Annotated in this window: 14 protein-coding genes; 6 read left to right on the top strand and 8 right to left on the bottom strand. The window is 72.0% G+C overall.

The features are described 5' to 3' along the window. The first annotated feature begins 96 nt into the window (after positions 1–96). Together tnpA and ACIHFD_RS50360 are read left to right on the top strand one after the other, a co-directional pair. The gene (tnpA, locus tag ACIHFD_RS50365; protein WP_397372975.1) at positions 97–528 is read left to right on the top strand and encodes an IS200/IS605 family transposase; all 432 of its coding nucleotides are present in this window, start codon (positions 97–99) and stop codon (positions 526–528) included. Next, positions 521–1,747: an RNA-guided endonuclease InsQ/TnpB family protein gene (locus ACIHFD_RS50360; protein ID WP_397372974.1), complete on the top strand. Its 1,227-nt coding sequence runs from the start codon at positions 521–523 to the stop codon at positions 1,745–1,747. The genes tnpA and ACIHFD_RS50360 overlap by 8 nt, the downstream gene beginning before the upstream one ends. 31 nt (positions 1,748–1,778) lie before the next feature. On the opposite strand, the gene ACIHFD_RS50355 is transcribed toward ACIHFD_RS50360, so the two are convergent. Genes ACIHFD_RS50355 through ACIHFD_RS50345 form a run of 3 tightly spaced genes read right to left on the bottom strand, consistent with a single transcriptional unit; the run spans position 1,779 to position 3,784 of the window. Continuing rightward, complete coding sequence (locus tag ACIHFD_RS50355) at positions 1,779–1,916, bottom strand: hypothetical protein (protein ID WP_397372973.1); 138 nt, start codon at positions 1,914–1,916, stop codon at positions 1,779–1,781. A gap of 18 nt (positions 1,917–1,934) precedes the next feature. Next, the gene (gene add / locus ACIHFD_RS50350) at positions 1,935–2,849 is read right to left on the bottom strand and encodes an adenosine deaminase (protein ID WP_397372972.1); all 915 of its coding nucleotides are present in this window, start codon (positions 2,847–2,849) and stop codon (positions 1,935–1,937) included. Next, positions 2,846–3,784: a nucleoside hydrolase gene (locus ACIHFD_RS50345; RefSeq protein WP_397372971.1), complete on the bottom strand. Its 939-nt coding sequence runs from the start codon at positions 3,782–3,784 to the stop codon at positions 2,846–2,848. The genes add and ACIHFD_RS50345 overlap by 4 nt, the downstream gene beginning before the upstream one ends. A gap of 74 nt (positions 3,785–3,858) precedes the next feature. Between ACIHFD_RS50345 and ACIHFD_RS50340 the strand changes: the two genes are divergently transcribed. Beyond that, positions 3,859–4,860 carry a LacI family DNA-binding transcriptional regulator gene (locus ACIHFD_RS50340; protein WP_397372970.1) on the top strand — a complete coding sequence of 334 codons (1,002 nt, stop codon included), beginning with the start codon at positions 3,859–3,861 and terminating at the stop codon, positions 4,858–4,860. Positions 4,861–4,876: 16 nt separating this feature from the next. Beyond that, on the top strand, positions 4,877–5,797 hold the full coding sequence (locus tag ACIHFD_RS50335) for a slipin family protein (RefSeq protein WP_397372969.1): 921 nt from the start codon (positions 4,877–4,879) through the stop codon (positions 5,795–5,797). Here the strand turns inward: ACIHFD_RS50335 and ACIHFD_RS50330 are convergent. Then, positions 5,771–7,024 (bottom strand): alpha/beta hydrolase family protein, encoded by a 1,254-nt coding sequence (locus ACIHFD_RS50330; RefSeq protein ID WP_397372968.1) that lies wholly within the window; start codon positions 7,022–7,024, stop codon positions 5,771–5,773. The two genes, ACIHFD_RS50335 and ACIHFD_RS50330, sit on opposite strands and share 27 nt — an antisense overlap. An 89-nt stretch (positions 7,025–7,113) precedes the next feature. On the opposite strand from ACIHFD_RS50330, the gene ACIHFD_RS50325 reads away from it, so the two are divergent. Continuing rightward, positions 7,114–7,932: an AraC family transcriptional regulator gene (locus ACIHFD_RS50325; RefSeq protein WP_350726141.1), complete on the top strand. Its 819-nt coding sequence runs from the start codon at positions 7,114–7,116 to the stop codon at positions 7,930–7,932. Positions 7,933–7,974: 42 nt separating this feature from the next. Beyond that, positions 7,975–9,354 (top strand): pyridoxal phosphate-dependent decarboxylase family protein, encoded by a 1,380-nt coding sequence (locus tag ACIHFD_RS50320; protein ID WP_397372967.1) that lies wholly within the window; start codon positions 7,975–7,977, stop codon positions 9,352–9,354. Between the two features lie 9 nt (positions 9,355–9,363). Here ACIHFD_RS50320 and ACIHFD_RS50315 read toward each other — a convergent pair whose 3' ends face one another. The 4 genes from ACIHFD_RS50315 to trpB all read right to left on the bottom strand — a co-directional run bounded on the left by ACIHFD_RS50315 (position 9,364) and on the right by trpB (position 13,102). Continuing rightward, complete coding sequence (locus tag ACIHFD_RS50315) at positions 9,364–10,221, bottom strand: thermonuclease family protein (protein WP_397372966.1); 858 nt, start codon at positions 10,219–10,221, stop codon at positions 9,364–9,366. A gap of 141 nt (positions 10,222–10,362) precedes the next feature. Continuing rightward, the gene (locus tag ACIHFD_RS50310) at positions 10,363–11,118 is read right to left on the bottom strand and encodes a GntR family transcriptional regulator (RefSeq protein WP_397372965.1); all 756 of its coding nucleotides are present in this window, start codon (positions 11,116–11,118) and stop codon (positions 10,363–10,365) included. Continuing rightward, the gene (trpA, locus tag ACIHFD_RS50305) at positions 11,076–11,912 is read right to left on the bottom strand and encodes a tryptophan synthase subunit alpha (protein WP_397372964.1); all 837 of its coding nucleotides are present in this window, start codon (positions 11,910–11,912) and stop codon (positions 11,076–11,078) included. Before trpA ends, ACIHFD_RS50310 begins: the two co-directional genes overlap by 43 nt. Then, entirely contained in the window at positions 11,909–13,102 is a 1,194-nt protein-coding gene (trpB, locus tag ACIHFD_RS50300) for a tryptophan synthase subunit beta (protein WP_397372963.1), read from the bottom strand. Before trpB ends, trpA begins: the two co-directional genes overlap by 4 nt. Positions 13,103–13,112 lie beyond the last annotated feature (10 nt).

The raw sequence follows: 13,112 nt of genomic DNA, 5'->3' as shown, positions 1-13,112 counted from the left end.
TGCCCGCTGGGGCGCGCCCGTGCATGAACTCACAGGTTGGAACCCTTGCTTGCCGTCTCCTGGAATTATGTGAACATCAGTTCTTATAATGATCGTGTGACCCGTCAGGTGCGGATCTCTCCAGGGGCGGCGTACGACTTGGGCTACCACGTGTGGTGCCCCAGGTACTGCCGCCGTGTCCTGGGCGGCAGCATAAAGACCCTGGAGAAGTTGATCCGTACCAAGGCGGCCGAACGCGACGGGGAGATCGACGCCCTTGAGGCGATGCCCGATCACGAGCATCTGTTCTTCAAACCGCACCCGAAGAACTCGCCGTCGTATGTGACCGACCAGTTCAAGGGTTACACCGCGCACGTGCTCCGGGCGGAGTGCTCGCACCTGCGCTCCGCGTTGCCCATGGTGTGGTCGCGGTCCTCCTTTGTGGCCTCGGTGGGTGCGGTGGCGTGGTCTCGGCCGCGATCGTGCAGCGCTCCACCGAGACCCCCGGACGACAAAGCCCCCAAACCGGGGGCGGTGAGCCGTGCGTAGGTCGTTCAAGTTCGTGCTGCGGCCGACCCGGCACCAGGAAATCGCCTTGATCGCGATGCTCGAAGATCACCGAGTGCTATACAACGCCGCGCTGGAGGAACGCCGTGAGGCATACCGGCGGGCGAAGGTGAGCATCCGCTACGGTGACCAGTCCGCCCAGCTCAAGGAAATCCGCTCCGATGATCCGGACGGGCAGGGGCGGTGGTCGTTCACCAGCCAGCAGCAGACCTTGCGGCGGCTGAACAAGGCGTTCGCCGCGTTCTTCCGCCGAGTCACGGCCGGGCAGAGGCCGGGCTACCCCCGGTTCAAGGGCAAGGGCTGGTTCGACACTGTCACCCTAGTCGAGGGCGACGGCGCGAAGTGGGACTCCCAACCCCAGCGCTCCTTGGCGACCTACGTCCGGATACAGGGCATCGGGCACGTGCGGGTCCACCAGCACCGCGCGGTGGCCGGTCGGGTCAAGACGGTCGAGGTCAAGCGCGAAGCCGGGCGCTGGTACATCATCCTGTCCTGCGACGAGGTGCCCGCCCAGCAGCTGCCGGCCACCGGGCGGGAGATCGGCGTCGATATGGGCGTCGTCCACTTCGCCACCATCAGCGAACCACTTTCCGGGCTGACCGACGACGATGGGCATATCGAGAACCCCCGCTACCTCAAGACTGCCGCCGCCGAACTCGCGACGGTCCAGCAGGCGTATGCCCGGACCAAGCGGGGCTCCCAGCGGCGGAAGAGGGCCGCACAGAAGATCGGGCGGATTCACCGCAGGGTCGCCCGTCAGCGGACTGATCACGCGCACAAGACCGCCCTGAGACTGGTGCGGAACGCCGACTTCGTCGCGGTCGAGGGCCTCAACATCGCGAACATGACCAAGAGTCCTGCCCCGAAGCCGGACCCTGCGCAGAGGGGAACCTTTCTGCCCAACGGGGCCGCGGCCAAGGCCGGACTCAGCAAGAGCATTCTGGACGCGGGTTGGGGGGTGTTCCTGACGATCCTCACCAACAAGGCTGAAAGCGCTGGTCGGCACGTGATCGCGGTGAACCCCTGCAACACCTCCCGCACCTGCCCGCACCCCGAGTGCGGGCACGTCGGCGGCGAGAACCGCATCAGCCAGGCCGACTTCAGGTGCGTCCGGTGCGGTTACACTGCGAACGCCGACGTCGTCGGAGCGCAGAACGTCTTGAGGGCCGGGCTGGTCCTCCACTACGCCCGAGGGGCGTAGTGAGAAGCCACCCGTTTACGGGGTGGAGGAGTCACAACAAGATGAAGTTCGCTGCCGATCCCTTCGTACGGGTGCCGGCCCACGGCACTTCGCCGGTGCTCTGCCAGCGCTCGGGGATGAAGACGGTCTTCGCCGCCGGGGTGGTGGCGAGAGACGCGGTGACAAGCATCAGAAGTCGGTGAAACTTTCAGTTCTGAAAGGCTGCCTCCGCCGCGTTCGCCTGCGCGAGCTTCTCCTGCTCGGCCGTCCACCCGGCGAACTCCCGCTCCAGCGTGGTCCCGGCGGTGGTACGCGCGTCGGTGCTGATCGTGACCGCCAGCCCGTCCTCCAGGAGCGGGATCGCGGGGTGCTCCGACATGCCGGGGACGGCGCCGGTCAGCACGTTGCTGACCGGGCACATGTCCAGGGCGATCCGGTCGCGGCGCAGCCGTTCGAGCAGCGCGGAGTCGCCGGTGCAGCGGACGCCGTGCCCGATCCGGCGGGCGCCGAGCACGTCGATCGCCTCCCACATGCTCTCCGGGCCGGCCGCCTCGCCGGCGTGCACCGTGCAGGGGAGACCGGCCGCGTGGGCGAGGTCGAACGCCGCCCGGTGCGGCGTGGCCGCGTACAGCAGCTCGTCGCCGGCCAGGTCGAGCCCGGCCACCTTGTCGCGGTGCCGCAGCGCCGTCTCGGCGACGGCCAGGCTCTGCTCCGGCGTCTGGTGCCGCAGGCAGCACAGCAGCAGCCCGGTACGCACTCCCGTCGCCGCCTCGCCCGCCGCCAGGCCCTCGGCTACGGCCTCGACCGCCTCGTCGATGGTCATGCCCAGGCGCCCGTGCTGCTGCGGCGCGAAGCGCGCCTCGCCGTAGACCACGCCGTCCGCGCTCCAGTCCTCCACCAGCTCGCGGGCGGCCCTGCTCAGCGCGTCGGGCGTCTGCAGCACCTGGAGGGGCACCTCGATGTACGTCAGGAACCGGCCCAGGCTGCCGCACCCGGCGGGCGCCGTCACCAGCTGCTCGACGGGGGCCTCCAGGGTGATGCCCTGGCGGCGCGCGAGATCGGCGACCGTGCTCGGGCGTACCGATCCGTCGAGGTGGCAGTGCAACTCGTAACGCTGGTTCATCGCGGTCCCTCACAGGTGTCGAAGAGCAGTTGCTTGAAAGCGGTCTCGTCGACCCGCCGCACCAGCGTCAGGTTCGGGGCGGGGGCCGAGCGGCGGCGGTCGATGATGAGCTGGCCGCGGGTCTCGTCGCCGAGCGCGACGTCCACGTAGGCCCGCTCCCGCTCGACGGCCAGCTCGGGCCGGAGCGCCACGGCCATGGCGACGGGGTCGGGCAGGTCGTAGCCGGACAGGCCGGTGACGTCGCGGGCCCACTCGGCGACCGTGCGGTTGACGCGGTGGGCGAAGGTGGCCATGGGGGTGCCGAGCTGCTCCAGCCGGAGCTGGTCCGCCGGGGTCATCACGGCATCCCGGCGCGAGACGTCCCAGCCGATCCAGGTCACCTGGTCCGGCGTGGCGGCCTGGAGCACCACGCGGGCGGCCTCGGGGTCGGCCCACACGTTGAACTCGGCGGTGGCCGAGACGTTGCCCCACAGGTCCGCGGCGCCGGCCATGCAGTACACGTGCCGGTAGCGGGAGAGCAGGTCGCGGTCGCGGAGCAGGGCGGCGGCGAGGTTGGTGAGCGGCCCCAGGGTGACCAGCGTCAGCTCGCCGGGGAGGTGGCGGGGCGCGGTCAGCAGGACGTCCACGGCGTGCTCGCGCTCGGCGACCCACTGGGGGTCGGGGAGTCCCAGATCGCCCATCCCGTCCTGGCCGTGCACGTGCTGGGCGGTGGACAGCGGGCGGGTCATGGGGCTCTCGCAGCCCTCGTGGACGGGGATCTCCGGGCGGCCGGCCGTCTCCAGGGAGATGAGCGCGTTGCGGGTCGCGGTCGCCAGGGGCACGTTGCCCGCCACCGTCGTCACCGCACGTACGTCGGCCAAGCCGCTGGCGGCGGCCAGCAGCAGCGCCACGGCGTCATCCGAGCCGGTGTCGGTGTCGACGATCAAGGGCAGCACGGTCACCTCTTGTCTAATCGTTTAGAACTGCCAAGTGCATATCTAATCGATTAGATGCGAGAATGTAAACCGCCATGAGGAAACGTCCGAGCACTCTGGCCGACGTGGCCCGCCGAGCGGGGACCTCGACGGCGGTGGTCAGCTATGTGATGAACAACGGGCCCCGTCCCGTGGCGGCCGCCACCCGCGAGCGGGTCCTGGCCGCGGCGGCGGAGCTCGGCTACCGGCCCAACCGCATCGCCCGCGCGCTGCGCTCGCGCACCACGGGCGTGGCCGGGCTGGTGCTGGCCGACGCGTCCAACCCCTACTTCGGGGCCCTGGCCAGGCACGTCGAGCGGGCGCTCGAGAGCCGCGACCTGCTCACGCTGGTCGGCAACGCCGGCTACTCGGCGCAGCGCCAGCGGCATCTCGTCGAACGTTTCCTGGCCGCGCAGGTCGACGGCCTGGTGATCGTCTCGGCCGACTCCGTGGGCGACGTGGCCGAGGTGGCCGAGGCAGCCGGCGTACCGGCCGTCTACGTCCACAACGGGCCTCCGGGCGCGCCCGTGGCGGCGGCCGACAACCAGGACGCCGCACGGGAGGCGGTCGCGCACCTGCGTGGGCACGGGCACCGGCACATCGCCTTCCTGGCCGGCCCCGACGACGAGGGGCCCGTGGGCGTGCGGCGGGCGGCCTGGCACGCGGCCGTCGCCGGCGACCCCGGCGCCGCGCTCCTGCGCTGCGACTACTCGCGGGCCGCCGCGGACGCCCTGACCCGCAGCCTCGCCGACGCGGGCACCCTGCCGCATGCCCTGGTCACGGCCACGGACGAGCAGGCCATCGGGGTCCTGTCCGGCGCCTGGGCCCGCGGCGTCGCCGTCCCCGACCGGCTGGCCGTGATCAGCCTCGACGGGACCCCGGAGAGCGCCCACACCGCTCCGGCGCTCACGGTGACCGAGCAGCCGCTCCAGGCCATGGCCGAGCAGGCTGTCGCCCTGCTGTTCGACGAGGCGGCCGCCCCGCTCGCCACTCGCGCCGCCCTGATCCCGCGGCGCAGCTGCGGCTGCGGAGGAGGAGATCTGGACCTACTCTCGTAAGAGAAGGGATAGGTCCATGGACATCAACATCGTGCTCGGAGTCATCGCCTTCTTCCTCTTCTTGGTGATGGTCGCCGGGGTGAGAGTCGTCAATCAGGTCGAACGCGGCATCGTCTTCCGCTTCGGCCGGGCACAACAGCAGATCCGCGACCCGGGCCTGAGGTTCCTGATCCCCGGGGTCGACCGCATGCGGAAGGTCAACGTCCAGATCGTCACGATGCCGATCCCCACGCAGGAGGGCATCACCAGGGACAACATCTCCGTACGGGTCGACGCCGTCGCCTACTTCCGGGTGCAGGACCCGATGCGGGCCGCGATCGAGGTGCAGAACTACCTGTTCGCCGTCGAGCAGGTGGCGCAGACCTCGCTGCGGTCCATCATCGGCAAGAGCGAGCTGGACGACCTGCTGACCAACCGCGAGGAGCTGAACAGGGGCCTCGCGCTCATGATCGACAGTCCGGCGCTCGGCTGGGGCATCCACATCGACCGCGTGGAGATCAAGGACGTGCAGCTGCCCGAGGCCATGAAGCGGTCGATCGCCCGCCAGGCCGAGGCGGAGCGCGAGCGGCGCTCCAGGGTGATCGTCGCCGACGGCGAGCTGCAGGCCGCGAGCAAGCTGGCCGACGCCTCGGGCATCATGGCCCAGACGCCGGGCGCGCTGCAGCTGCGCCTGCTGCAGACCGTGGTGGAGGTCGCCGCGGAGAAGAACTCCACGCTGATCATGCCGCTACCGGTCGAGCTGCTGCGCTTCTTCGAACGGGCGACGCAGAACGCCGCACCGGCCGAGCCCGCCACGGTCGGCTCCGAACGGGTGCGGCCCGAGCGGCCCGCGCTCACGGAGGAGGAGGGCGTTCCCGAGCTGCCGGCGCAGCGGAGCGAGAGCGAGTCGGCCCTTGAGACCGGACAGAAGTCAGGTGATCTCCCGCTGACCCGGTGAGAGCCACTCGGCGATGTCGGCGACCACGGCCGGATCGACGTGCTGGGGCGGCTCGTACTCCGCCGGGGTCGAGGGGCCCGCGCCGGGGAAGAACAGGTGGTTGCCGGCGTCGTGGACGCGGAACGTGACGTCCGGCCGGTGCGCGAGCCCGGCCCGCCACCGCGCCAGGTCGTCGTCGACGGTCACCTGGTAGTCGCGGCCGCCCTGGAGGATGAGCATCGGCTTGTCCAGCGCCGCCGCGGTCGCCACGGGGTCGTAGCCGCGCATGTCCAGCCAGTACGAGCCGGAGAAGCCGAACGGCAGGTCCTCGGCCGGCGTGGCGGGCGACAGGTCCGGGCCGGCGACCGTGGCAGCCTGTTTGGTGATCATCTCGACCGCCGCCTGCCAGTCGGGATTCACCGAGGCGAGGTAGCGGACGACGCGTACGGCCGCCTCGTGCATCGGCTGGGCGTCCCCGGCCATGATCACCAGACCGGCCACCGACGGCTCGGCGGCGGCGATCCGCGGGGCCGCCTTGCCGCCCATGCTGTGGCCGAGGACGAAGACCCGCCCGGGGTCCACCTCCGGCCGCCGCCGGAGCAGGTGGACGGCGGCGACCGTGTGCGGGACGTACTCGTCGGCCATCGTGAAGTCGCCGGCCAGCCGGTCGGCGTGGACGTGGGTGACCTTGTCGTAGCGCAGCACCGCCACACCCCGGCTCGCCAGGCCCCAGGCCAGATCCTTGAGCGGCTTGTTCGGCCCGCTGGTGGCGTCGCGGTCGAACGGCCCGCCGCCGCTGAGCAGCACCACACCGGGCCACGGGCCTGGACCGCGCGGCAGGCTCAGCGTCCCGGGCACGGCCGGCGGGCCGGAGCCGACGGTGACCTCGTGCTCCTCGAACCGCTCCGGGCGGGCGTAGGCCGGCGGCTCCCACACCGCGGCGTCCAGGGGCGCGAGGCGCAGGCCGTTCAGCAGGCCGGCGTCGTCCACCGACATGACGACCGCGAGCCCTCCGCGCTCGCACGTCACCGGAACGCTCACCCGGACCAACCCCGCCCGGATCGGCTCGCAGGCCGGCTCCCCGACGGCGGAGACGGGCCCGATCTCGGCGGCCCAGGCGGCCCGCAGCGCCTCGGCGGACACCTGAGCCCGCAGCGGCCCCGCGAACAGGCCCTCGATTTCCGTGAAGCGTCCCTCGCGGGCCATCTCGACGACCGTCGTGGCGGTCGCCGCCGGGTCGGCTGCCATCACGTCTCAGCCTTTCTCGATTTATGCGAAAGGTAGCACAGGATGAGATCGTAGAAAATGCCTACTCTGGACCTAACGGGGAGGACGCCATGGCATCTGCGGAGTTCGCCAGCTATTGGCGTTATCGCGGTCTCGGCGGCCTGGATCTGATGCGGGCGCGTTTCGTCCGGCGCCGGTTCGCCCGGCACAGCCATGAGACGTACGCGATCGGGACGCTGGAGGCGGGCCTGGAGGAGATCCGTTTCGCCGACGGCGTCGAGTACGCGGGCATGGACGACGTCGTGCTGATCGAGCCCGGCATCGTCCACACCGGCGAGCCCCCGACCGCCGACGGGTGGACGTACCGGGTGCTGTACCCGAGCGTCGAGCAGGTGCGGGAGGTCGCGGACGAGCTCGGCCTGCCCGCCGGGATCCCGTCGTTCGACCGGAGGGTGGTGTCCGACGTACGGGTGGCCCGGCGGGTGACGGCGGCCCATCGCGCGGCGGAGTCCGGCCCTTCGCTGGCCGCCGACTCCCAGCTGCACGCACTGCTGACCCTCGTGCTCGGCGCGTACGGCACGCGACTCCCGAGGCGCCCGGCCCGCTCGGCCGGGCGGAGGAGCATGGCCCGGATCCGCGACCTGCTGCACGCGACCATGCCGGACCCGCCCGGCCTGAACGAGCTGGCCGCCGCGGCCGGGGTCACGCCGTTCGCGCTGTTGCGCTCGTTCCGGCGCGCGTACGGCATGCCGCCGCACGCGTACGTGACCCAGCTGCGCGTCGCGAAGGCCCGCGAGCTGCTGCGACAGGGTACGCCGCCGGCCGAGGCCGCGGTGGCGGTGGGGTTCTGCGATCAGTCGCACCTTTCGCGGCACTTCCGGAGCCTCGTCGGCGTCCCGCCCCGCGCCTACCAGCGCGGAGTGCAATAACGTCCAATCCTTGACCTCCGCCACCGGTCTACGGTGCCTCGCGTGACGACCGACGAAAGTGCTCTTCCCCTCGAACTCGACCGATCCGCCGTCGCCCGGCTGGGTCGCCAGGCGGTGGACTTCCTGGCCGACTGGGTCGCCGAGCTGGACTCGGCGCCCGCGAGCGACTACGGGCAGGCGGACCGGCCGGCCACCGCGCTGCTCCGGCCGCCTGCCGACGGCCCCGGCGACTTCGGCGCGCTCCTGGAGACGTTCCGCCAGGCGGCCGGGCAAGGCGTGAACACGGCGGGGCCCGGCTATCTGGCCTACTTCCCGGCGGGCGGGCTGGTCACCGCGGCGCTGGCGGAGCTGCTCGCCCAGACCGCCAACCGCTTCACCGGCGTGGCCCAGATGTCACCCGCCCTGGTCGCCATGGAACACGGGGTGCTGACCTGGTTCTGCGACCGCTTCGGCCTGCCCGCGGGAGCGGGCGGGCTGGTCACGACGGGCGGCTCGCCGGCCACGTTGTCGGCGCTGCTCGCCGCCCGGCACGGCCGCCCGGGCGACGGCACGTTGTACGTGACCGAGCACACGCACTACTGCGTCGCCAAGGCCGCCCGCATCGCGGGCCTGCCGCCGGAGCGGATCCGCGTCGTGCCCGCCACCGCGGACCTGCGCATGGACGTCGCGGCGGCGGCCAGGATGATCGCCGACGACCGCGCGGCGGGACTGCACCCGTTCCTGCTGGTCGCCACCGCCGGAACCACCAGCTCCGGCACCGTCGACCCCCTGCCCGAGCTGGGCGAACTGGCCCGCCGCGAAGGGCTCTGGTTCCACGTGGACGCGGCCTACGGCGGCGGCTTCCAGCTCACCAAACGCGGCCGGACCCGGCTCGCCGGGATCGAGGCCGCCGACTCGATCGTGCTGGACCCGCACAAGAGCCTCTTCCTTCCGTACGGCACCGGCCTGCTGCTGGTACGCGACCCGGCCGTGCTCCACGCCGCCCACGCGGCCGACGGCCGGTACCTTCAGGACCTGCGGGCGCTGGACGGCCTGCCCGACTACGGGCACCTCGGGGTGGAGCTGACCAGGGAGTTCCGCGGCCTGCGGCTGTGGCTGCCGCTGCACCTGCACGGCGTGGGCGCCTTCGAGCGGGAGCTGGACGAGAAGCTCGACCTCGCCGGCCACGTCCACCGCCGGCTGGCCCAGGACCCGCGCTTCGAGGTGCCGTGGCGGCCGGACCTGACGGTCGTGCTCTTCCGGCTGCGCGGCTCGGACGAGCGCAACCGGCGGCTCCTGGCGGACATCAACGAGACCCGGCGCGTGTTCCTGAGCAGCACCACCGTCGACGGGCGGTTCTTCCTGCGCCTGTGCGTGCTCAGCTTCCGCACCCACGCCGACCGGGTCGAGGAGGCCCTGGGCATCATCGGCACGGCGGCGTGAGCGACGGGCCTAGTGCTTGATGGGCAGGTCCTTGCGGGCCTGCTCCAGATCCTTCTTCCAGATCCACAGCCGGTTCGGCGGCGGGACCTGGTGGTAGCCGAACAGGCCGACCTCGGTCAGGGTGCGCAGGTCCACGCACACGCGCTCGTAGGCGTTCGCGACGGCCTCCGCGGGGTTCTTCAGGTCCTTGGTGCCGAGCTTGACGCAGGCCCGGTACTCGTAACCCAGCAGCAGCTCCGGGCCGAACTGCGCCCACGCGCCGCGCTTCTGCTGCCAGGCCACCTCGGCCTCGTCGAGCATCAGGTTCAGGTCGAACGAGGGCGGGATGGAGGGGTAGATGAGGAAGCTGGCGGCCCACCCGAGGGACAGCAGGTCGAGGTTGAAGGTGCGGCGCTGCGGGTCGTCGCGGGGCGGCATCGGGTCCGACGTCCCGCCAGCGAACCAGGGCGCGGTGTAGGCCAGCAGGCGGCCGTGGTTCTCGACGAGCTCGCCGGTGGCGACGACGGCCAGCTTGCGCTGGGTGCCGTCCGGCCGGGTCAGGCGGGTCTTCACCATGGTCTTGTGCGCCTCGGCCGCCAGCTGGCCGGCGGTCATGTGGTGGTCCGCGGCGTTCGGGGTGATGCGCGAGATGAGGTATTCGCGTAGATGCTCGGGGATGGCGTTGTACGTGCCGTCCTGCAGGCGGGCCTTGGTCCGCTCGAGCGCGGCCTGGGCCGTGACCGGGGTGCCCCCGAAGTGGGTTTCCGGGGTGTCGATGGACACCATGCGGACCGACATTTCGATCTTCGGGGTGTCACCGTCGACCACATCGGTGAGCTTGTAGTCATTGGCGGGACGGCTGGGCCCGACGAAGCCGAGATTGATCATTTTGCGCTCCAACACCGGGTGAGACCTGGAGCGCCAACATCGCAGCCGATCGGTCTTCCCTGGCGACTGACACGCTGACCTGGGCCGACGTAGATCGAAAACATTGACCAAGATCTACCTGGGCGGCCTTGCGTGTGGAGGTCAGGTGCTCGGGCCCCAGGTGAGGGAGAGGCCGGTGGCGGCCCGTTCTGTGCGGATCTCCATCATGCTGCCCAGGATGGTGGCGTGGTCGGCGACCAGCGCGGTGGCGTCGAGCGCGTACGTGATCCGCTCGCTGAGGAAGACCGGGCTGCCGGGCGGCTCCCCGAGGTGCGCCGCGACGGCCGGGTCGAGCCGGCCGGGCCGGATCTTCTCCGAAGCGCGCGCCACCGCCACGCCGCAGTCGGCGAGGGCGCCGTAGAGGGAGACGGCGGTGAAGTCGCGATCGCGGATCTGCTCGGCCGCCGGCCGCCGGATCCAGGAGACCTGGTGGATCGCGGGGCGGCCGGCGAACTCGCGCACCCGTTCCAGCCGCAGCGCGCTCTCGCCGGGAGCGGTGCGCAGCTGCGTGGCGACCCCGGCCGGGACCCGGCGCAGCGAACGCCCGAGCACGACCGTGCGTACCTCGTGGCCCTGCTTCCTGAGGTCGTCGGCGAGGCTCTGCAGGGAGCCCAGCTGGTAGGCCAGGTGCGGCGGGGACACGAACGTGCCCCGGCCGGCCTGCTGCACGATCAGCCCTTCGTCGCTGAGCTGCTGGAGCGCCTGGCGGAGGGTCATCAGGGTGACCCCGTACGAGGCGCTCAGCTCGCGTTGGGGCGGCAGCGCCGCGCCGGGGGCGTAATGTCCCGACCGGATCTTCGCGGCGAGGTCGGCGGCTATGGCGCGGTACCTCGCCTCGTGTCCGGCGTCGCGGGCCATCGTGTTTCGTCACGCTCCTGGTCAAGGGCCCGCCGCAGGCCCGTCAGGTAGGCGCCGACGTCGTCCGGCGCCGCCCCGTCGAGGATCCGGCGCATGATCGCGGCACCGATGACGACACCGTCGGCGCGCCGGGTGGCTTCCACGGCCTGTTCCGGCGTGGAAATGCCAAATCCTAGCAAGACCGGCCGGTCGCTGCCCTGCTTGATCCGTTCGGTGAGGGCCGCGGCGGGTTCGGCGAGCGCGGCCCGCTCGCCGGTGGTGCCCATCACCGAGACGGCGTAGACGAAGCCCCGGCTGCGGCGCGCGATCTCGTCCAGCCGTCGCCGCGGAGTCGCGGGGGAGGCGAGCAGGACCAGGTCGACGCCGGTGGCGGCGGCCGCGTCCGCCAGCTCGCCGGCCTCGTCCAGCGGCAGGTCGGGCACGATGAGCCCGGCGATCCCCGCCCGGCGCAGCGCCCGGCAGAACTCCGCGGGCCCGTCGCGCAGCACCAGGTTGTAGTAGGTGCTGGCGACCAGCGGCACGTCCAGGCGCAGCTCGGCGACCTCGGCCAGGATGCCGTGGGCCGTCGCGCCCCGGGCCAGCGCCGCGTCCGACGCCTCCTGGATGGTGGCGCCGTCGAGCGTCGGGTCGGAGAACGGCAGGCCGAGCTCGATCGCGTCCGCGCCGGCGGCGGCGAACGCCCGCAGGTAGCCGGTCCAGCCGGGGGCGATGCCGCCGGTCACGTACGGCATGAGCAGCTTGTGGCCGCCGTCGCGCCGGGCGCGCAGCGGGCTTTCGAGCAGGCCGGTGCTCATACCAGCTCCTTCAGGGTCGAGATGTCCTTGTCGCCCCTGCCGGACAGGGTGAGCAGGACCGTCGCACCCGGCGGCAGCTCGCCCGTACACGCCGCGCGGATCACCCACGCGACCGCGTGCGCCGACTCCAGCGCGGGCACGATGCCCTCGGTACGGGCCAGCCGCACCGCCGCGTCCACCACCTCCTCGTCGGAGACCGTGACATAGCGCGCCCGGCCGAGGTCGCGCAGGTGGGCGTGCTCCGGCCCGACCCCCGGGTAGTCGAGGCCGGCGGCGATGGAGTGCGCCTCGGTGATCTGCCCGTGGTCGTCCTGGAGGAACAGCGAGCGGAAGCCATGCAGCACGCCGAGGCTGCCCCTGGCCGCCCCGGCGCCGCCCTCCGCCTCCACCCCGACCAGCCGGGCGGCGGTGTCGACGAACCCGGCGAACGTGCCCGCCGCATTGGAGCCGCCTCCCACGCAGGCCACGACGTAGTCGGGCACGGCGGCCGGGAGCGCCCCGGCGCACTGCCCGCGCGCCTCGTCGCCGATGACCCGCTGGAACTCGCGCACCATCCACGGGTACGGGTTGGGCCCGATGACCGAGCCGACGCAGTAGTACGCCTCCTCTGTCGCCGTCACCCAGTGGCGCATGGCCTCGCTGGTGGCGTCTTTGAGGGTACGGCTGCCGGTGCCGACCGGTACGACCTCGGTGCCCAGCATGCGCATCCGGAACACGTTCAGCTCCTGCCGCTCGACGTCCCGTTCCCCCATGAACACGGTCGCCGGCAGCCCCAGCACCGCGGCGGCGGTCGCGACGGCCACGCCGTGCTGCCCCGCGCCGGTCTCGGCGATCAGCCGCTTACGGCCCATCCGGAGCGCGAGCAGGGCCTGGCCCAGCACGTTATTGATCTTGTGGGAACCGGTGTGGGCGAGATCCTCCCGCTTGAGCAGCAGGGTCACGCCCAGCTCCGCCGACAGCCGCCGCGCCGGGGTCAGCGGCGTGGGCCGCCCCACGTGCAGGGCCAGCGACTCCGCGAGGCTCTCGCGGAACGCCGGGTCGGTCCTGGCCTCCCGGAAGGCCGCCTCCACCTCCCGGCAGGCCGCGACCAGCGACTCCGGCACGTAGAGCCCGCCGTACTCCCCGAACCTGCCCCGCTCCCCGGGATCCTCCATCACACCTGGCCGCGTCGCCAGGACTCCTGTCGTCATGTGCCTCACC

The organism is Nonomuraea sp. NPDC051941, from assembly GCF_044593615.1.
The sequence above is the reverse complement of the archived record's forward strand: the minus strand, read 5'-3'. Positions and strand labels throughout refer to the sequence as shown.